This window comes from Flavobacterium sp. CG_9.10 (genome assembly GCF_015752245.1).
In the GTDB taxonomy this organism is placed as follows: domain Bacteria; phylum Bacteroidota; class Bacteroidia; order Flavobacteriales; family Flavobacteriaceae; genus Flavobacterium.
Window position 1 is genome coordinate 1 of sequence record NZ_JADOVD010000006.1, and the last position, 20,811, is coordinate 20,811.

The 20,811-nt window shown below is 35.1% G+C and carries 21 protein-coding genes; 5 read left to right on the plus strand and 16 right to left on the minus strand.

All coding sequences use genetic code 11. The annotated features are described in order from the left end of the window. Positions 1-163 precede the first annotated feature (163 nt). The 5 genes from IWX84_RS06375 to IWX84_RS06395 all read left to right on the plus strand — a co-directional run bounded on the left by IWX84_RS06375 (position 164) and on the right by IWX84_RS06395 (position 4,081). A complete protein-coding gene (locus tag IWX84_RS06375; RefSeq protein ID WP_196849907.1) occupies positions 164-466 on the plus strand; it encodes a hypothetical protein in 303 nt (100 codons plus the stop codon). Between the two features lie 270 nt (positions 467-736). Next, a complete protein-coding gene (locus IWX84_RS06380; RefSeq protein ID WP_196849908.1) occupies positions 737-2,188 on the plus strand; it encodes a flavin-containing monooxygenase in 1,452 nt (483 codons plus the stop codon). A 147-nt stretch (positions 2,189-2,335) separates the two neighbouring features. Then, positions 2,336-2,707, plus strand: a complete 372-nt coding sequence (locus IWX84_RS06385) for a hypothetical protein (protein WP_196849909.1) — start codon at positions 2,336-2,338, stop codon at positions 2,705-2,707. A gap of 52 nt (positions 2,708-2,759) precedes the next feature. Next, positions 2,760-2,966, plus strand: a complete 207-nt coding sequence (locus IWX84_RS06390; protein ID WP_410505207.1) for a hypothetical protein — start codon at positions 2,760-2,762, stop codon at positions 2,964-2,966. 206 nt (positions 2,967-3,172) lie between these two features. Further along, a complete protein-coding gene (locus tag IWX84_RS06395; RefSeq protein ID WP_196849910.1) occupies positions 3,173-4,081 on the plus strand; it encodes an NmrA family NAD(P)-binding protein in 909 nt (302 codons plus the stop codon). 116 nt (positions 4,082-4,197) lie between these two features. Here IWX84_RS06395 and IWX84_RS06400 read toward each other — a convergent pair whose 3' ends face one another. The 16 genes from IWX84_RS06400 to IWX84_RS06475 all read right to left on the minus strand — a co-directional run bounded on the left by IWX84_RS06400 (position 4,198) and on the right by IWX84_RS06475 (position 20,810). Beyond that, complete coding sequence (locus tag IWX84_RS06400) at positions 4,198-4,371, minus strand: hypothetical protein (RefSeq protein ID WP_196849911.1); 174 nt, start codon at positions 4,369-4,371, stop codon at positions 4,198-4,200. A gap of 271 nt (positions 4,372-4,642) precedes the next feature. After that, entirely contained in the window at positions 4,643-4,780 is a 138-nt protein-coding gene (locus tag IWX84_RS06405; RefSeq protein ID WP_196849912.1) for a hypothetical protein, read from the minus strand. 134 nt (positions 4,781-4,914) lie between these two features. Then, positions 4,915-7,536 (minus strand): multicopper oxidase domain-containing protein, encoded by a 2,622-nt coding sequence (locus IWX84_RS06410; RefSeq protein ID WP_231385428.1) that lies wholly within the window; start codon positions 7,534-7,536, stop codon positions 4,915-4,917. Positions 7,537-7,560: 24 nt separating this feature from the next. Beyond that, positions 7,561-7,698 (minus strand): hypothetical protein, encoded by a 138-nt coding sequence (locus IWX84_RS06415; RefSeq protein ID WP_196849913.1) that lies wholly within the window; start codon positions 7,696-7,698, stop codon positions 7,561-7,563. Positions 7,699-7,889: 191 nt separating this feature from the next. Next, the gene (locus tag IWX84_RS06420) at positions 7,890-8,510 is read right to left on the minus strand and encodes a membrane or secreted protein (RefSeq protein WP_196849914.1); all 621 of its coding nucleotides are present in this window, start codon (positions 8,508-8,510) and stop codon (positions 7,890-7,892) included. Between the two features lie 186 nt (positions 8,511-8,696). Next, complete coding sequence (locus IWX84_RS06425) at positions 8,697-9,746, minus strand: type II glyceraldehyde-3-phosphate dehydrogenase (RefSeq protein ID WP_196849915.1); 1,050 nt, start codon at positions 9,744-9,746, stop codon at positions 8,697-8,699. Between the two features lie 11 nt (positions 9,747-9,757). After that, positions 9,758-11,854, minus strand: a complete 2,097-nt coding sequence (locus IWX84_RS06430) for a copper-translocating P-type ATPase (protein WP_196850080.1) — start codon at positions 11,852-11,854, stop codon at positions 9,758-9,760. Positions 11,855-12,213: 359 nt separating this feature from the next. Then, the gene (locus IWX84_RS06435) at positions 12,214-12,462 is read right to left on the minus strand and encodes a hypothetical protein (RefSeq protein ID WP_196849916.1); all 249 of its coding nucleotides are present in this window, start codon (positions 12,460-12,462) and stop codon (positions 12,214-12,216) included. Positions 12,463-12,484: 22 nt separating this feature from the next. Next, on the minus strand, positions 12,485-13,513 hold the full coding sequence (locus tag IWX84_RS06440; RefSeq protein ID WP_196849917.1) for a pesticidal protein Cry7Aa: 1,029 nt from the start codon (positions 13,511-13,513) through the stop codon (positions 12,485-12,487). Between the two features lie 236 nt (positions 13,514-13,749). After that, positions 13,750-14,112, minus strand: coding sequence for a hypothetical protein (locus tag IWX84_RS06445; protein ID WP_196849918.1), 363 nt, complete (start codon positions 14,110-14,112; stop codon positions 13,750-13,752). A gap of 108 nt (positions 14,113-14,220) precedes the next feature. Next, the gene (locus IWX84_RS06450) at positions 14,221-14,667 is read right to left on the minus strand and encodes a universal stress protein (RefSeq protein WP_196849919.1); all 447 of its coding nucleotides are present in this window, start codon (positions 14,665-14,667) and stop codon (positions 14,221-14,223) included. Between the two features lie 171 nt (positions 14,668-14,838). Next, entirely contained in the window at positions 14,839-17,403 is a 2,565-nt protein-coding gene (locus tag IWX84_RS06455) for a heavy metal translocating P-type ATPase (protein WP_196849920.1), read from the minus strand. Between the two features lie 143 nt (positions 17,404-17,546). After that, a complete protein-coding gene (locus IWX84_RS06460) occupies positions 17,547-17,831 on the minus strand; it encodes a heavy-metal-associated domain-containing protein (RefSeq protein ID WP_196849921.1) in 285 nt (94 codons plus the stop codon). Positions 17,832-17,917: 86 nt separating this feature from the next. Then, positions 17,918-18,436, minus strand: coding sequence for a helix-turn-helix domain-containing protein (locus IWX84_RS06465; RefSeq protein WP_196850081.1), 519 nt, complete (start codon positions 18,434-18,436; stop codon positions 17,918-17,920). A gap of 46 nt (positions 18,437-18,482) precedes the next feature. Next, positions 18,483-18,962 (minus strand): DUF305 domain-containing protein, encoded by a 480-nt coding sequence (locus IWX84_RS06470; protein WP_196849922.1) that lies wholly within the window; start codon positions 18,960-18,962, stop codon positions 18,483-18,485. Positions 18,963-19,688: 726 nt separating this feature from the next. Beyond that, positions 19,689-20,810 carry an efflux RND transporter periplasmic adaptor subunit gene (locus IWX84_RS06475; RefSeq protein ID WP_196849923.1) on the minus strand — a complete coding sequence of 374 codons (1,122 nt, stop codon included), beginning with the start codon at positions 20,808-20,810 and terminating at the stop codon, positions 19,689-19,691. Position 20,811: the final 1 nt, after the last annotated feature.

Here is a 20,811-nt window from a genome sequence, read left to right on the forward strand (position 1 = left end):
TAGCTTCTCTTCTTTGGTAAATTTTCTCTTTTCCATCGTACAAAATTATAGATTTCTATTTATAATTGTGTCCGATTATTTAAGGGGCTGAAACACGGATAAAGTAGCTGGTGATTATACACTTACATTTGGAAATAAGGAAAATCACTTATTTGAATATAACTTGAATTTAAATCAAGATGGAACATTTTTCTTCCAGTATTACTCAAACATTAAAAACGGGATTCCGCCTGAAGTAAATAAATACGGAAAAGGGAAATGGACTATAGAAAACAATGTGATATCATTTTTTGTCGATAAGCAAAAAGACTTTGACCAAAAACATACGTTGGACTTTACTAAATCCAAAGCCAGACTTATAATAAAATCTCCGAGAGACAAAACTGACCGAATAATTAAAACAAGGCTCAGGTACTTGGAATCTGAAATCTTCTGGATGAAAGGAATTGAAATGATTAAAATATAAAAAGGTCATAAAAGCGCAACACGTTTTTTTAACGATATGCTGTGATTGTCAAGAACAAGATACAAAATGCCGCAACTAGGAATGCTTGATTCCGATAGCTGTCTGAACTCGCAATGACTGAGCAAAGCGCTAACCAAATCCTCCTTGATTTTCCTCTTCTAAAAAATCATCCTATAAACTAAAAACACCATTAAGCTTGAAAATTTAATGGTGTTTTTTTGTTGATTCTATTTTGTATTTTGCAACAGCATTTCATTCTAAAATAACAACATGAACACAACGCATACCGATATTATCATAATAGGAGCTGGCTTGTCCGGAATAGGGGCTGCCTGTCATTTATCCCGTAAAAATCCTGAGAAAACCTATGTTATTTTAGAAGCAAGAGCGGAACTTGGAGGCACTTGGAGTTTGTTTAAATACCCGGGAATCCGTTCTGATTCGGATATGTATACTTTTGGGTATTCCTTTAAAACATGGGATGAGCAAAAATCTTTCGCGGACGGACCTTCAATCTTGAAATACCTGAATGAAGCTGCCGACGAATATAAAGTACGAGATCATATCCGATACAGACAAAGTGCTGTTTCTTATAACTTCGATACCAAAGAGAAATTATGGACGATAACTACCGTAAATACAGCCACAGAAGAAGAAACAGTTTATACGTGCCAGTTTATCTTTAGCTGTAGCGGCTATTATAATTATAGCAAAGGCTACACCCCAGAATTTAAGGATCAATCCAGTTTTGAAGGACAAATAATCCACCCTCAAAAATGGCCTGAAAAATTAGATGTCGCCGATAAAAAAGTGGTCGTAATTGGCAGCGGAGCAACAGCGGTCACCATCGTACCCGAGCTTGCCGCCGAAGGGGCGCAAATTACAATGTTGCAGCGATCGCCAACCTACATTGCTGCTTTGCCCAATGAGGACAAGATTGCCGCCAGACTGAAACGACTATTTCCAAAAAAAATAGCGTATAAGCTGATTCGATATAAAAACATTTTTTATGCGATTGTCTTTTTTAATCTCTGCAAGTTCTTTCCCGAAGCGATGAAAAAATTCATTATCAAAGGTGCTAAAAAAGGTCTGGGTAACTTTCCGGTGGACCCTCATTTTATACCCAACTACAATCCGTGGGAACAACGTTTTTGTATCGCGCCAAACGGAGATTTTTTTAGAGCCATCAGGAAAGGGAAAGCGACAGTAGTTACCGAACATATCGATCGTTTTGTAACCAATGGAATTTTATTGAAGTCTGGTAAAACATTAGCCGCCGATATTATTATCACGGCAACAGGACTTAATTTAGTGGCGTTTGGAGGAGTGAAAATTCAACTGGATTCAAAACCATTTGATGTTTCTAAATCTTTTGTCTATAAAGGCCTTATGTTAAGCGACCTGCCCAACTTCTTTATTTTTGTAGGCTATACCAATGCGTCGTGGACGTTGAAAAGTGACCTTACCAGCGAATATATTTCACGGGTTTTAAAATATTTAGACAAACATAATTATAAAGCGGTGCAGGCAAAAGTAGTGGAGACTGATTTAAAACCAGTTCCGTTACTCAACCTCAATTCCGGATACATTAACCGGTCAGCGAATATGCTTCCCAGTCAAGGGAATAAAGCGCCTTGGCGCATATACCAAAATTATGTTCTGGATTATAAAATGCTTCGTCTGGATTCAGTTAAAGACAAACGTCTTACTTTTTTAAAATAAAGGTGGTTAAAGAGTATTTAAATCCAATAACACGGATTTGGCCAATGGTATTAATCCGAAAAATAAATAGTATTTCAGCTCCAAAATCCTAACCAAGATTAGGAAACTTGTACAGATCAATAAAAATGATAATTCAAATTAAATAAATTGACAAAGTATTTAAAATATCTGATTTCACTCTTTCTGGCTTTAGGCCTGATGGTCAATGATTGTATTTTAGATTCTCAATCAAATTCAGCGGATTATTATCAAGTTTCATACGTCAAGATTAGAAATGAATTTCGTGATGCTCATTCGAAATTATACCTATTCAATCAGATAAATTCGTCTGAAAAAACCCCATTCGTATTTCAGTTAGCTTATCTCCAATTTCAAGATATTTATAGTCTTCAAATTCGGGTTCTTCTAAAATTACAAACGCTGCTTTATCAAAAAGTAAGTTCATTTACCATAAAACATCTCTTTCTAAATGAGATGATTACCTCAAGAAATTCCTATAAAAATTTATACATAGCCTAGAAATTCCTTTCTAAGCATTTATGCAACTCCATGCATAAAGATGATAAAACAAATGTCTAAATCATTTATCATTTACACAATGTATAAACACAATAAAAAAACACGTTTGGAGAAATCTAAACGACCTACTCTTTGGATAAAAAGAAAAATAATGCTAATTATCACTGCCTTCATGATTGGAATGTCAAACGGAATGAACGCGGGAGATCATACGATTAACGGAAATCAAAATCACACGGAACAACATAAAAAAGATTGATTTGATTGCTTGCAAATATGTTCCGCTAAAGCCCATTGCTTAGATTTATAATCCAATCTCTTTTTATAAAAAAACTAATTACAATCTTAATCATCTATATTTACTTTGTAATTAAGACGAAACAACCCAATTTGCCGATTTTTAGGTAAACTGACGTTGATTAATTATAAAACCTTTCTACGGACAATAGAAAATAGTATAGAAAAATGAAAAAAATAATTTTAGTAGCAGGTGCGACAGGTAATTTAGGGCTAAGAATAGTAAAGGCTTTACTAAATAAAGATACTGAAATACGTGTAGTTGTTCGTTCGACCAGTGATATTGAAAAAATAAAAGAACTTGAAAATTTAGGTGTTAAAATTTATAAGGTGAGTAGTTGGAATTTGGAAGAATTAAAAACTTCTTGCATTGGTGTTTCGTGCGTAGTTTCCGCTTTAGCCGGATTACGTGAAGTGGTTATAGATGCCCAAAAAGTTTTGTTAGATGCCGCCATTGCAGCCGGCGTTCCTCGCTTTATTCCATCAGACTATTCATTAGATTTTACTAAGTTTTCATATGGCGAAAACCGAAACTTGGATCTAAGACGTGAATTTCACGAATACCTTGACAAAACTTCAATTACAGCAACTTCAATTTTTAACGGAGCCTTTACTGAATTGTTAATAAATGAAATGCCTATGATCCTTTTCAAGCAGAAAATGATTCTATACTGGGGAAATAAGGATTACAAATTGGGCTTTACCACAATGGATAATACCGCAGAATTTACAGCTAAAGTAGCTCTGGACTCAAATACTCCCCGATACCTTAGAATTGCAGGTGACCTAGTAAGTCCGCGCGAAGTAAAAGCAATAGTTAGTCAGGTAACAGGACAGAAGTTTCGCTTATTTAGACCTGGCGGACAAAGACTTCTTACGATAATTATAAAGATTGCACGAAAATTAGCGCCAGGAGAAAAAGAACTTTATCCTGCTTGGCAAGGAATGCAATACATGCACAATATGATCGATGAACGTTCGAAAATAGCAAAACTCGATAGTAGTCGCTACCCAGAAATACATTGGACAACGGTAAAAGATTTTCTATTCAAACATCATGGGAAAAAAAATATTTAAACTATCTGAAAGTTAAGTTATTTAGCGAATGAAAAAATCGACTAACGCTAGAAACAGATTTACACTAGTCAGGATTTCTTGCTATGAAAACTCTTTTATCAGCTACATTTTTTTATCTAAACTCCTTTTACAGTAGTTCCTATTGCCAAAACAACAAAACCAATTAGTAATAGCGTGTAATTATACTCCGATAAAATCTGAATATGTGCAAAATGTCCGATGATTCCTAGTATACCGCAAATCAATCCTATAATCCAGGTAATTTTCTTTGGTGCTGAAGGGTTATTCATATAAATAATTTTATAGTTGCTCCGAAGTTAATATATTTCGGCAAAACAAAAATAACGGTATAAAACTGATAAAATCTACCACAATTAGAGATTATAATTACATGATTCACACATTTTTAGCAAACAAGCTAAAAAATCTAATGTATTTGTGGATTTTAAAAAATTATCTTGTAACTACAAATACCACTAAATAATCAGACTTTAGGTCGATTTCCTGCATTTTTTAAAAGTTAATATCTATTTCAAATTAATTATGGAGTAAAATTCAGAATCATTTTCTTCTTCTGTAACGGTGCGCCACTGCTAATAACACAAGTGCAAAAAATATTATAGAGACCCACCAAAACATATGTAGTCCCATGAATGTGTAGGCGTTCATGTGCATTTCTCCATTTCCTTTATCCATCATAGCATTATTTTTTTAAAAAGTTAACAACAATTTTCATTGCAGGATTATGATCCTATTTATTACTTCCGTCTTTTATCCATTTCTTTTATCAATACGCAGCTGCGCATTCGAAACAAAAACTTCCCAAAGGATATTTAATAATTCAAATTCACACCAAAACCAATTCCCATATCGCTATCATAATGTGTAGTCACACCAAGATTTCTCGTGATAATGTATCGCAAACCTGCCATGTATTCTTTATCTGTATTCCACATTAAATTCATGCGCAATCGTTTAGAAACCGGAATATCCATACGTTCAAATTGCAATCTGAAATTTCCGTCCGTATAGACTTCAGCTTGTGCTTTGATGAGCATGGGCAAAGTATATTCCACCCCTGCACTGAAAACGGCGCGATTGTCTTTGGTATTAGTTTGACCAAAAAGATTTTCTTCCATTACTCCCATTTCCATTTTTCGATACCTCCAGTCAAAACCAATGAACGGCATCAGCCATTGCATTTTTCCAATGTATCTTCCAATATGAGTTTCGGTTTCATATCCATGATGATCGTTGTAACCCAAACGCCATTCGGTACCAATACTCCAACGCGTGTTTTGAATCATCAGCATTCCATCGTTTCCATTAGTAGCAAAATCATTTTCCGCCATCACATGGAAAGCTCTGTCATCTGCGAATAATTTGCGTTGCGCCAATTTAGGATTTGGTATTTCTGGATTAGCAGGAGAATTTTCATAAGAGAAAACCCTTCCCATTCCGCTCATCATGTGATACAGAATATGACAGTGAAAAAACCAATCACCACTTTCGGTGGCTGCAAATTCCAACGTATCCGTTTCCATTGGCATGATGTCAATGATGTTTTTCATGGGGGCAAAATCGCCTTGACCGTTGATTACTCTAAAATCGTGTCCGTGCAAGTGCATCGGGTGACGCATCATCGAGCCGTTATGCAATATCAAACGGATATTTTCTCCTTTTTTAATTAGAATCTTATCTGCTTCCGAAACTACTTTGTTGTCTAAACTCCAAACGTAACGGTTCATATTTCCGGTTAGTTCAAATTTCAATTCTTTTACCGGCGCATCTTTTGGAAGTGTTGTTTTGATTGGCGATTTCAGCATCGCATAGTTCAATGTAACAATATCCGAAAGTTCGTTGCTGTTATAATCGTCCTCCGTCATTTTCATACCGTCCTTTTTTGGCGAAGAATCATCCATTTTCATTTTTCCCATATCATGTGAAGAATGATCCATTGCACTTTCCATTTTCATTTCGCCTTTAGGAGTTAGAGGCCCTGTAATTTCCGGATACATCACTACGTTCATGTCCATTTGGTTCAGTGACATTTGCATTCCCATATCGTCTAAATCACCATTCATTTTCATCATTCCGTTCATCATCTTCATCCCTTCAAAATATTTTAATTTTGGTAAAGGAGTTGTCAATTGCTTAATCCCGTCACCTAGATACAGGGAAGCTGATTTTGTGCGATCTTCTGAGGTGACCAAAAATTCATAAGCCGTTTTATCCGCAGGAATGGTAACAATAACATCGTACGTTTCAGAAACGGCAACAATTAGTCTATCCACCTCAACTGGCTCTACATCATTACCGTCATTGGCAACAACGGTTATTTTTCCGCCTGCATAAGTAAGCCAAAAATAAGTGGAAGCGCCACCATTTGAAATTCGCAATCGGACTTTATCTCCCGCTTTAAATTGGGACAATTGACTTTCGCTTTTTCCGTTGATTAGAAACTTATCGTAATACACATCACTTACGTCCATGGCGTTCATTCGTTTCCACTCATTCTTAACTTTAGTTTTGAAATGACCGGCTTTTATCGCTTCCGAGTAGCTTTGAGTTGTTCCTTTTTGAATCGCAAACCAATCCGAGGCGTTATGCAACATTCGATGCACATTTTTCGGGTTCATATCCGTCCATTCACTCAAAATTAGGGGAATGGTTGGAATATCAAGATCTTCTCTTTTGTTCAAAATCATAGAACCGTACATCCCAATTTGCTCTTGCAAACCAGTATGACTGTGATACCAATGTGTTCCATGTTGAATAATTGGAAAAGTATACACATGTTCCGTATGTGGTTTTATAGGCATTTGTGTCAAATTAGGCACGCCATCATATTGGTTGGGCAGCATTAGTCCATGCCAGTGCAACGATGTCTCTTCATCCAATTCGTTATGCACATGAATTTCAGCCGTATCGCCTTCGGTAAAAGTAAGCGTTGGCATCGGAATCTGACCGTTTACGGCAATGGCTCTTTTAGGAGTTCCTGTAAAATTTACGATGGTATCACGAACGTATAAATCGTATCTGACTGTTCTTGGAGCAATTTTACTTACTACTGTTTTGATTGGTCCTAAGCTAGCTTTTGGCATATCCATAGTACCCATATCATGTCCTTTATGAGCATCCGCCTCATTCATTTTCATGCCATCCATTTTAACTTCTTTTTTGGAAGTTTTCGTCATGGGTGTTTTGACACTTTTTGGCTTTTGTATTACTACTTTCTTAACTGTTTTTGCCTTCTCCTTTATTAATACCATTCCGCATTTTGGACAATTTCCCGGTTTACTTGCGTGAATTTCGGGGTGCATCACACAGGTATAAGTGGTTGCCTGTACCTTTTGTTGCTTTTCATTTTTTGACATATTCATCCCTTTCATATTCTGCGCTTGCGCACCGGAATAAAAAATCAATATGAACGCTGCTACTATTATTCTTCTCATTTTTATTATTCTAAATTGTACTAATTATTTTCTTTTTCTGAATCGGCTAAACATTACCAATATGAAAACAAGCAATACAATTATTAAAACCAACCAATACATTTGCATTCCCATGAAAGAATATCCGTCCATGTGCATTCCATTGTTATCGCTATCATGCATAATTTTATAATTTTAGAGTTAACCCGTAAAGTGTAATTTATTATTTTAATTTATTGATATAGGTATTATTTATATTTCTTGACTAAATTTATTTATGAACCACATAATTCCATTAACTATCGGGACTATGTGGTTAAAACTAATAAACATAATTAATATAATTACATGAAACAGGTAATTATACTTAAATATTAATGATGTGCTTTATGATCTTCTTTCTTTTCCATTTTTTTATCCATCGTTTTCATTTTTTTCATGTCCATTTTTTCACCTTTCATTTTCTCCATCATTTTCATCATTTCGGGATTTTCCATCATCGATTTACACATTCCAGACATCATAGCTTCATCATTTTTACATTTTTCCATCATTCCTGCCATCATACTTTTCATCATTTCTGGATTATCTTGCATCATTTTCATCATTTCCGGCATCATGCTTTTCATCATTTCGGGATTATCTTTCATCATCCCCATCATTTTAGCATGATTTTCTTTCATCATTTCTGGATTATTCTTCATCATTTCCGCCATCATATTTTTCATCATTGCAGGATCGTCTTTCATCATTGCCATCATTTTAGCATGACTTTCTTTCGTCATCATCATTTCCTTTTCCTGCATCATCATTTTACCGCTTTTGCTATTCATAAGCATCCCCATCATCTCTTTGGACATACTATCATCATTAGCAATTTCATTCATAATTTCCATTCTCTTATCTGATTTTGAGAGAACCTGTTGTGTTGACTGGCAAGAATATAGAAGACCAACTAAACCAACCATTAACGTAACTTTTTGTAATGTTTTCATAATTTTTATTTATTGTTTTTAAATTCCACTTTGTGACTATCACTCCGTTTTACTTTTAAAGTATTTATTACATTGTCTTTTTTTATTCAATTTCAAGTCAAAAAAAATATTATTTTTAATTCATTGTGCCTGTAACTGATTTAACTACTAATCGTTTTTAAACTTTTTATGAATGAACTGCATTTTTTATTTAAACAGATTTTTGAAAACATCTCCCTGAATTATTCCCATTGAATTATTTGTTTTGTTGATGGAAGCAGTTGCCTCTTTCTCTATACCTGTCAAAGCCCTGATGGCATCAATGGTTTCGGGTACAACGATGGCTTGATTGTACACTTGGTAATTGAAATAAAGTTCATTGCCTATCACTTTTAAACTATCGATCCATAAACCTACTTCCCACATATCACCTCTTGGCCTCCCTAAATCACTCATCAATTCTATGGTATGATTTAATGCTGTAAGCCCATCACTTTCCCTGAGAAAAATAACTCTTGGCGTTTTTTCAAAAATTGAAATTATTTCTTCCCTTGAACAAGGACGTGCAAGTTCTACATGCCAGCTATGAAAATGACTGGTTGTTTGGGCAGCAACTAATGCAACGGTTGTAATTTCAAGTCCAGGAATTATTGTTTGTGCATCAGGACCCTGATGCGATGGAACCGTTGTTTCAGGAACGATAGTATTCATAATTCCTGAATGGTCAGATTCCCAAGGATCGGTAGCTCTGCGAACAAGTACTCCATTGCCTTTTTTGAATAAACCTGATTGATGCAATGCGCCATTTATACGAACGATGCTCGTTGTATTACACGAAACAACTCTTGTAGAATCCCTTCCTATAGCACTTGCATAATTTGCTTGTGCAACAAATGAATGTCCAGTAAGCTCATGTTTTTCTCCGCCCTGAAAAATTGATTTCACGCCTGCATTTTTATACTTTTCGAAATTTAAAGCAGCAACTTTTTTTGGTGTTGCATCACAAACCAAATCAACATTTTTAAGCAAATCATCTAATGTTCCTTTAACATCAATACCTGATGCTTTCATTTTTTGAAATGAGTCATTATCAAAAGCAAAAACAGGAAGATTGTTTGTTGCCCCTGCTTTAATTCTCCAATCAGTTACTAGGTCGACAATTCCAACTAGTTCCATATCATCCTGTAAAAGAATGGCATCGGCGATACGTTTTCCAATGACTCCATATCCATTTACTGCTACTCTGATTTTTTTCATTTTATAATTATTTATTTTTCATCTTTTTTGGAAACTGACTTTACCTTCAACATTTTCGCATTAATGGCAACTACAATCGTACTCACACTCATTAGCACCGCGCCAACCGCTGGAGTTAATAAAATATCCCATTTGTAGAGCGCACCTGCTGCAAGCGGTATGGCAACTACATTGTAACCTGTCGCCCAAATTAAATTCTGAATCATTTTGCGATAGGTTGCCTTGCCGAATAAAATCAAACTTGCAATGTCTTTTGGATTGCTGTTCACTAAAATTATTCCTGCTGTTTCGGCTGCAATGTCGCTTCCGCTCCCCACAGCAATTCCTATGTTTGCTTGTGCTAATGCAGGGGCATCGTTTACCCCGTCACCTGTCATGGCAATAAATTCTCCTTTCGCCTGCAGCTCTTTTATCTTTTCTAATTTTTGTTCTGGCAACACTTCTGCAAAATAGCCATCCATTTTTAATTCATCACTAACACTTTTGGCAACGGCTTCATTATCGCCAGTAAGTAAAATTGATTTGATTTTATTGTCGTGAAGTGTTTGTATTGCTTCGGCAGATTCAGGTCTTATTTTATCTCCCAATGAAATAAATCCTCCCAGTTTTCCATCTATAATAATGAAAACAATTGTTTCGGCTTTGTTCCCTGCATAATTTTCAGGTAATTCAATTTTATTTTCTTTAAGATAGCCTGGACTTACAACTTTGATATTTTTCCCATCTACTTCGGCTTCAACTCCTTTGCCCGTTATTGCTTTAAAATTTGAAACTTCTGGAATTGTAATAGACAATTCTTTTGCTTTGGTGAGTATTCCTGTTGCAATAGGATGTTCGGAATTTTGCTCCAGCGCAGAGGCAAGCCTAATAATTTCTTTTTCGTCTCCGATAGATAGAGGAGTTATTTTTGCTACTTCAAATTTTCCGATGGTAAGTGTCCCTGTTTTGTCAAAAATTATAGTTGTTATTTTTCTTGAGTTCTCAAATGCTGTTCTATTCTTAATGAGTAATCCGTTTTTTGCTGATAACGCTGTTGAGATAGCAACCACTAATGGTACTGCTAAACCTAGTGCATGAGGACAACTAATAATAATTACAGTTACCATTCTTTCCAATGCAAATTGAAGTGTCTCACCATATATTAGCCAAAAAGCAAATGTTCCGAAGCCGAGCGTTAATGCAACAATGGTAAGAACGAGTGCAGCCCTGTCAGCTAGCAGTTGTGTTTTTGATTTTGATTTTTGTGCATCATCTACCATCTTAATTACCGTAGAGAGATAAGAATCTTTGGAAGCATGACTAACGGTAACTTTTATAGAACCATTACCATTGATGGAACCCGCTATTACTTTTTGCCCTTTCGATTTTTTTACTGGAACGGATTCGCCAGTGAGCATAGATTCGTTTAAATAACTTTCTCCCTCGGCAATTAAGCCATCGGCAGCAATTTTTTCACCAGGTTTAATAAGGATAATGTCTCCTTCTTTAAGTGAATCCGTTTTTACATCACTGATTTGATCTCCAGTGACAAGATGTGCTTGGTCGGGCATTAACTGTACAAGCAATTCCAATTCTCTTGACGCACCTGCAATAGATTTCATTTCGAGCCAATGGCCAAGCAACATAATGGTAATTAATGTTGCTAATTCCCAAAAAAAATCTTCTCCCTTTAAACCAAAAACAGTTGCTGTGCTATATATGTATGCAGTTGAAATAGCCACTGCAATCAATATCATCATTCCAGGTGTGCGCGTTTTTATTTCGTTCCAAAATCCTTTCAGAAATGGTAAGCCACCATAAAAGAAAACTATTGAAGATAGTGCAAAGGCAACATATTGTGAACCCGCAAATTGCCAATTTATACCAACGAGCATTTGAAGCATGGGAGATAAAATCATTATCGGAATGGAAAGCCCAAGACAAATGAAAAATCTCAATCGAAAATCTGCAATCATTTTATGATGGTCATGACCTTGCATTCCCATTGGTGCATTGCCGTGTTCCATCTTTGCATGCTCTTCCTCAGACATCTCCATTTTCGTCGAGTCCTCTTTCTCTGGAGATTCATCCTTAGTGAATTCTTTTTCTGAAGGTTTTTCATCACTCATTTTTGCATGCTCTTCCTCAGACATATCCATTTTCGTCGAGTCCTCTTTTTCTGGAGATTCCCCTTCATTGACATCATTTTCCGAAGAAGTTTCTTCTTTCTTTTCTTCCTCGGGAGATTCCTCTACTGGAGTAACTTCCTTCGGTTGTTCGTTCGGGGCTTCCTCTTTTGTTAGCTCTGCTTTTGGAATATCTGCGTTGGAATTTTCCGTTGTGGCGGTAACCTTCGGTTCGTCACCGTCCGTGTCAATATTGATAGTGATTTTAGTCATAGTTGTCAATGTTATTCTGTTTACACTTTATTGAGCAATCCTTTTATGAGATAAGCTATACCATAGTTGAAATAGCTTATCTCAAAAGTCTATTTTTTAGAACCCATTTTTGCATGCTCTTCTTCTGTCATGTCCATTTTTTTTGAGGCGGCTTTCTTTGGAGACTCTTTATCCGTAGAAGTTTTCTCCTTCGTATCTTTTTTTGGAGTTTGTACTTTTGGTGATTCTGCTGTTGGGAATTCTGTTTTTGGAACAGCAACTAAATCACTGTCTGTTGTTGTAACTTTGGGTTCGCTATTGTCTGAACCTGTTTTGATGTTAATGGTGATATCTGTCATAATTTTAAATTTTAATTGATTACTAATTTGTTTTTTTTAATTCGTCTAAAAGTGTATTGAAATTTACCGATGCTACAGCAATTTGCTCGTCACCAGCACCGTAATAAATGTATAATTGATCATCAAATAAAGCTGTACCTGTAGGAAATACTACATTATTCACAACACCTTTCTTTTCATAACTTAATTCTGGTGAGAATAAAGGATACTTTAACCTTGAAATTTCTTTTGAAGGATCTTCCAAATCAAGTAAGGCAGCGCAGGCATGATAAACACGCCCATCGGCTGTACTCTCAACTCCATGATAAATTAATATCCAGCCATCTTTAGTTTCAATTGGTGGACAACCAGCACCGATATACGAAGCTTCATGATTAAATTTAGGTTCAAGCACAATATATTCTGAAAAATTTTTGAAATAGTTGTCCCAAAAAATTTGTGTTAAATCCTCTATTGAGTTAAACGAGACCATCTGTATGCCAGGGCGTATTCTTTGAAGAAACACAAATTTTTTATTTATTTTTCTTGGAAAGAAAACAACATCTTTATCCCATAAATTAAAAGAGTTTCCAGACATTTCTATTTTTAAGAATTCATAAAAACGGGTATATTTTTCTTCTGTTTTTGTTTCACAATATTCCAATAGGCATTTAAACTTTTCAAAATTCATTTGAGGGGTGATTAAACCTAATTTTTGAAAATCTTTTAAATTTGTTGATGTTGCAAGTGCACTTAAAGCATTATTTCCATCAAAAGCGGTATAGGTCAAATAATACGTATTCTCTATTTTTGTTATTCTAGGGTCTTCAACTCCATGACTTTCATAATCATATTGCGAGTATATTATAGGTTTTTGATTTCGTTCAATTATTTTAAGTGGTCCATCCAATCTGCAATATCCAATGCTTGAATAATTTCCTTTTTTTAATGCACGATAAAAGATGTGAACATTATTTCCCTCCTTTATTACGGCAGGATTTAATACACCTTCATTTTCAAATTCAAATTCTGTTTTTTCTAATAAAATCCCCAATTTTTTAACCGCTATCATATTGATTTATTTTGGATAATTCATTTTTAAGTGCTAATGTGTTTCAACAATCGTTTTAATACTAAATAATTTCGATTCCATTTTTTATTAGATTAAGGAATTAATCAGTCTTTATTTTAAACTATGCAATCGTAATTTTCTTTTTCTGAATCGACTTAACATCACCAATATAAAAACAAGAAATACAATTATTAAAACCAACCAATCGATTTGCATTCCAATGAAAAAATGCGCTCCTATATGCATTTCTCCATTTCTGGATTATCTTGCATCATTTTCATCATTTCCGGCATCATGCTTTTCATCATTTCGGGATTTTCTTTCATCATCGACATCATTTTAGCATGATTTTTTTTCATCATTTCCGGATTATTCTTCATCATTGCCATCATTTTAGCATGACTTTCTTTCGTCATCATCATTTCCTTTTCCTGCATCATCATTTTACCGCTTTTGCTATTCATAAGCATCCCCATCATCTCTTTGGACATGCTATCATCATTAGCAATCTCATTCATAATTTCCATTCTCTTATCTGATTTTGAGAGAACCTGTTGTGTTGACTGGCAAGAATATAGAAGAGCAACTAAACCAACCATTAACGTAACTTTTTATAATGTTTTCATAATATTTTTTTTAAAAATTTCAATTGTTTTTAAATTTGAACTTTGTGACTATCACTCCATTAATTTGAATGCAAACTATTATTATTTTTTCTTCCGTACAATTTCAACAGAGCATTTGGCATGCAATGCAACAGACTGTGAGACCGACCCTAATAAAAGACGATCAATAACACTATAGCCATGCGAACCAAGAACAATTAAATCTGCACCAAACTTTTCGGCTTCATCGACAATAACAGTTTTAGGAACTCCTTCTATTGTTGCCGTGACAATTGAAAGTTCCGGGTTTTTATTTCTAATGATTTTCGCTGCCTCATCTACAGAGTTTTCTGCAAACTTTGATGAGTTTACATCTTCATTGCCATAATATTCCGTTAAGACACCCATAGGAGCAACATTCATAAGAGAAGCTCCTTCATAAACTGAGATGATTTTAACTTTTGTATTGGACGGCAAAGGTCTCTTTGCAAACTCTTTTACCATTGCGATACTAAAAAGTGAACCATCAGTTGCTAAAATTATTTTCATTTGACTACAGTTTTATTATGTTATTCAAATTAAGACAGTTAAAAATTAAATTTATTAAAATTACATTATAAATTTAAGATATTTTCAACAGCTTTAGTGGCGATTTTCTATAATTATAACAATAGGACAACAATTTCCTTTTTTCGAGAAACAAGTTCAGATCCTTTTTTTTTAAAGCTTTAAACTTCTTAATCGCAACGCATTTGCAATTACAGAAACTGAGCTAAAACTCATCGCCAAAGCTGCAATCATTGGCGAAAGCAAAACTCCAAAAAACGGATACAAAACGCCCGCGGCAATTGGTATTCCTAACACATTGTAAAAGAAAGCAAAAAACAAGTTTTGCTTGATGTTTCTCATTACGGCATGACTTAAATTTTTGGCTTTTACAATCCCTTTTAAATCCCCTTTTACTAAGGTAATTTTGGCGCTTTCTATGGCAACATCCGTTCCTGTTCCCATCGCAATTCCTATATCCGATTGTGCCAATGCCGGAGCATCATTAATTCCGTCGCCAGCCATAGCCACTACTTTTCCTTCTGCTTGCAAACGCTTAATTTCTTTGAGTTTATCTTCGGGTAAACATCCCGCTATGTACGAACTTAAATGCAATTCGGCAGCCACAGCTTTAGCAGTATTTTCATTATCTCCAGTCATCATAATCACTTCAACACCCTGACGCATCAGCTCTTTTATAGCTTCGACACTGGATTCCTTAATAGCATCGGTAATGGAAACAAACCCTAAGGCAACCCCATCAATGGAAATATAGGAAACCGTTTTTCCCAGTTTTTGTTCGGCTATAATTTGACTCTCTAAATCAGCATAAATTGTTGCACTCACTTGTTCCATCAGGCTTTTGTTTCCCAATGCCACTTTTTTATTGGTCACTGTCCCTAAAACTCCTTTACCCGAAACGGCTTCGAAATCTTTCACTTCGATTAATGAAACGGTTGCAGCTTTCGCAAAATTGACTACGGCTTGCGCCAATGGATGCTCGCTGTATTGATTTAGCGAAGCTATATTTTGTAATAAATCAATTTCATTATTTGGTACAGAATATACTTGTCCAACGGAAGGTTTTCCTTCGGTAATTGTTCCTGTTTTATCAGTAATTAAAACATTCACTTTATTCATATTTTCTAAGGCTTCGGCATTTTTTATCAACACCCCAGATTGCGCTCCTTTCCCCACTCCGACCATCACGGACATTGGCGTGGCTAATCCCAAAGCACACGGACAGGCAATAATTAAAACCGCAATCGCATTAATAAATCCGTAAACCAATGCAGGTTCCGGTCCAAATTTTTCCCAAACAAAAAAAGTGATTACAGAAGTAAGAACAACTATTGGCACAAAATATTTGGCAATTTTATCGGCTAGTTTTTGGATTGGGGCTCTGGAACGACTCGCATCATTTACCATTTGTACAATTTGCGAAAGCACCGTTTCTGAACCTATTTTTTCGGCAATCATCACAAAGGATTTGTTACCGTTTATGGTCCCGGCAATAACGGAATCATCTATCGTTTTGTCAACGGGAATAGGTTCTCCCGAAATCATCGATTCGTCTATTGTACTTTCACCATCAGTTATTTTTCCATCCACTGGAATTTTATCTCCCGGTTTTACACGCAATAAATCTCCTTTTTTAATGTCGTGGATCGAAATTACTTTATCCGCTCCATCCACAACCAAAGTCGCTTCAGTTGGAGCCAATTTCAACAATTCTTTTATCGCTCCGCTGGTACGGCTATGTGCTTTGGCTTCTAAAAGCTGACCCAGCAAAACTAAAGTTAGGATTACCGTTGTTGCTTCAAAATACAGATGCACTGTTCCGCCTTCTGTTTTGAATTCATTTGGAAAAAGTTCCGGAAAAAACAGTCCAAATACACTAAATAGAAAAGCGACCCCAGAACCAATTCCGATAAGGGTAAACATATTTAAATTCCATGTAATTACAGACTTCCAGGCACGCACAAAAAACATCCAACACGCATAAAAAACCACGGGAAGTGATAATCCAAATTGTACCCAGTTCCAACTTGACATATCCATTAATTTCATCAAAGGATTATTGGGTATCATATCTGACATTGTGATGATAAAAATAGGCAGTGTAAAAACGACTGCGATTTTCATTTTGCGAACCAAATCGAGATAGGTCTTGTTATCTTCACTTTCGGTAGGCTTCATTGGCACCAAATCCATTCCGCAAATGGGACAGGATCCCGGCCCTTCCTGAATTATTTCGGGATGCATCGGGCAGGTGTACATTACTTTCGATGCACTTAATTCGGGGGCTTTTACCAAATCCATTCCGCAAACAGGACAATCTCCTGGTTTGTCATAAACTTTATTGCCTTCGCAATGCATGGGACAATAATATTTTCCTGCCGCATTCAAGGGAATTTTGGCTTCTTCGTTATGAATATGATGATGACTGTCTGTGTTGTGTTGATGTGGTTCAGTACCGCAACACGATTTTGCAGTTGGTTCTTCATCGGTTTTTTCAGCAGCGGCTGCCGGCTTGCTCATTTCAATGGTATAATCGCCTGCAGCAGTTAAAGCTTCCTGCAACTGTGAAGTAGGAATGTGTTTTTCCATTATTATGGTTGCCATCGGTGGATCCAATGAAACTATAGCTTCAATTCCCTCAACGGCATTCAGTGTTTTTTCTACTTTGGTACGGCAACCATCGCACGACATTCCGGTAATAGTATAGGTATGTTTCATGAATAATATAATTAATTCCTTATTTTTTGGAAGTTTTTCTAGAACAACCCCATTTATCTTATTAGTCTTTAGATTCTGATAAATTTATTTTTACAACAATAAGGCTAAAAGTAAATTACTTTTAGCCTTAGATTTATTGAGATTTATGCTGTTTTTTTGGTACCGCAACAACAAGAATTTTCTTTTGCACTTTCCTCCGTTTTATGGATTATGTCAGTAGAATTTCCCATTTCTATAGTGTAGTCTCCAGCTTTAGTCAAAGCTTCTTGCAAATTTGAAGTAGGAATGTGTTTTTCCATTGTGATAGTCGCTACTGCTGGGTCTAAGGTAACAACAGCCTCAACCCCCTCAATAGCATTCAATGTTTTCTCCACTGTACTGCGACAACCATTGCAACTCATTCCAGTAATGTTATAAGAGTGTGTCATTTTTTTGAAGTTTTAAATTAACATAACAAATATCGGAATGAATCTACTTTATGTTGTTACATAATTCTGGGTAAGCTTTGTATAATTTATAATTCACCAATCTGCTTTTTCTTTTTAACTTTCAATTGCTTGAAATGCGTAGCAGTAAAACCAGTAGTTTTTTTGAATTGATTGCTTAAATGCGCGACATTACTATAATTAAGCTGAATCGCAATTTCACTTAACGTCATTTCACTATAGATTAAAAGTTCTTTTGCTAAATCAATTTTTTGAGCGATAAAATAATGTTCAATTGTTACCCCTTCTTTTTCTGAAAATAACTTGCTTAAGGTACTGTAATCTTGCCTTAAATCAGCTGACAAATAGCTTGATAAATTACTTTTAAGTTGATCTCTTTTATTATGTACCAACTCAAATATTAGATTTTTGATCTTTTCGACCGACTTATTTACCTTATCATTTAACACTTCAAAACCAAGCAAATTCAGGTTTTTCGACAACAGTTGGATTTGGCTTTCGTTTAAATTATTTGCAATTTCAACTTCACCTAATTGCATCTTAACGATAGAAAGTCCCATTTTTATGAACTCTTTCGTCACTGCCATTTCACAACGGCCACAAACCATATTTTTGATGAAAATTTTCACTTTATTATTTTTTGCTTTCTAAACGAACAATCATTTCATTCATTTGCTTAATTTCTTTTTCTTGGGCAGCGATTATATCTTCAGCTAATTTTTTGACTTCTGGATCTTTAAAATCTACATTACTACTTGTCATAATGGCGGATGAATGATGAGGAATCATAGCTTTCATATACTGTATATCTCCAATAAAAGTTTGTGTTCTTAAAAGATATAGTGTTCCAAAAAATGTAAAAGAAGCAAAGACTATTATCGCAAAATTAATTTTAGTATTTGGGTACATTTTCCACATAAAAAGTAACATACTGACTGTCATTACCGCAATCATTAAAGTAGTCATATAAAAACGAGTAATACTATTATAAATATGACTGAATTCAGCAACATTTAAAAACATTATCAGATACATGAGTATAAATGAAACGGCCATTATTAGGGCAAATTTTGCATAAGGGTTGTTCTTTGATTCTGTGTTATTATGTTCCATAGTTTTGTTTTTTTTTATTACAGTTCTTAAATGACATTCGATTTAATTATCGGATAACGTCTTTTTTATAATTATTTTAATTTTGAAATGTTTTCAAAGCTCCTTAACGCAGTACTAATTCAGCCAATTTTTTTTATTATAAATATCTATAAACCAATGATATAAATCCTCACCTTGGCCATTAAATCGACTCCCTTGCGGAGTATATACCTTAACTAATTATGGTTTAGGCAGCGGTAATTACTACTTTTTGGGTTGAGTCCATTTCTGATTTAATTTCAATCATTGCGTTAGATTCAACTACACTTTCAACAATCCCGTTTTTAATTTTCCGAACCAAATTTAAGTTTCATCTTTTCCTCAAATGACAGCATACGTTGGAATAAATTACCTTTCCTATCGGTTTGGGTTTATTTTGCAAGTACCCGCATATTTGACCGCAACACCAGGTTATAATTGAGTATTTTCATTCCAATTTGTACTAATTTTCAATCCGAATTAAAAAAAATCTGAAGTCTGGATTTATTAATGAAGGAAACTTTGGCTACAATATGTTCAACAACCGTAACGGTTTTTTTTCAATTTGACATGATAATCATTGCAGGAGCTTCCGGTGATAGTATAGGAGTAGTGTGTCATTTTTTTACTCGTTTAAATTATCATTACAAATATCCAAATGAAATGGCTTTAAATAGTTGTACAATTTTGGAAAAAATTTGCAAAATATCACATTTTCATTCCTTCCATTGGGTCGGCACCTTTACGGAATTTATATTCACTGTTTATGCCATACGCACCTGTAACAACCACTTTTTGGGTTTTATCCATTTCCGACTTTATTTCAATCATGCCATTGGTTTCCACGCCGGTTTCTACCATTAATACTTCAAAAACGCCATGACTTTTTTCAATCCAAATATACGACGAGTTTTGTTCTCGAATAACGGCATCGGCCGGTATAAATAATCCTTTTAGATTCGATTGCGTTAATTTTGCAATTCCCTGCATTCCGGGTTTCAGGAATGAGTTTTGATTCGGGATTTCCATTCGTATTAAAAGCAGTCTGGTGTCTGGATTTATTTCCGGATTAATAAATGAAATTCTAGCATTTATTGTTTTATCGGGATAATCGGCAAATGTAACTTTTGCGTTTTGTCCAATATTTATACTTTTTGCATAATTTGCGTTTACCTGCGCTTCAAGCCAAAGACTGTTTAAATCGGCCAATTTAATTATACCGGAACCTTCCATGGCGTAACTGCCTTCTGTGACTAGTATTTCCGAAACATAACCGCTGTAGGCACTGTAAAAAGTGGTATAAGGCGAGACTTCATTACTGCTTTTTATATATTCAATTTGTTTATTGGTTAAACCAAAAAACAAAAGTTTTTGCTTGGCTGCATTGAACATAATTCGAGCGTTTTTCCCAAAATCACCCGGCATTGCAAGCTGTTTGTATGCCGTAAAATAGTCTTGTTTGGCAATTGCGATATCTTCGCTGTATAATTGATAAACTGCTTCATTTTTATTAATATAATCACCGGCAGTTTTGAAATATAACTTTTCGATTCGTCCCATTGCACGCGCCGAAATGGTTCTAATTTTTTCCTGATTAATCGTAAGAACGCCAGTATAGCTTTGTTCCAGACTGCTACTTGTTTCCGAAATAGTTTGGGTGGTAATATTACCCAGTTTAATTTGCTGGTCACTCAGGACAAATTCATTAGAAGCAGAATTATTTTGTTCTTCCGCTTGATGAGCGTTTTGGTCCTCCTCCTTTTTAGTATTACAGGCTAAAAATACAGTAAACAGTAATAATATAAAACTGAATTTTTTTATCTTTTGCATA